1 protein-coding gene is annotated in these 240 nt (G+C 78.3%); it reads right to left on the reverse strand.

Translation table 11 applies throughout. The features are described from left to right. The coding region (locus GTW08_RS06960) for an aminotransferase class I/II-fold pyridoxal phosphate-dependent enzyme (protein ID WP_161151604.1) at positions 1-240 on the reverse strand (240 nt) is incomplete at both ends.

The raw sequence follows: 240 nt of genomic DNA on the forward strand, positions 1-240 counted from the left end.
CAGCGCGGCCAGCGCCGCGCCCGTCGCGGCGGGGGCGAGGCCGGTGTCGAAGATGAACGAGCGCGCGGAGTCGACCAGGTGCGCGGTGACCGCGGCCGGGCCGAGTACCGCACCGCCCTGGCTGCCGAGCGCCTTGGACAGGGTCACGGTGGCGACGACGTCGTCCGCCCCGGCCAGCCCGGTCTCGGCGAGCAGGCCACGCCCGCCCGGACCGCGTACCCCGAGACCGTGGGCCTCGTC

It is taken from the genome of Pseudonocardia sp. SID8383 (assembly GCF_009864975.1).
Classification (GTDB): Bacteria; Actinomycetota; Actinomycetes; order Mycobacteriales; family Pseudonocardiaceae; genus Pseudonocardia; species Pseudonocardia alni.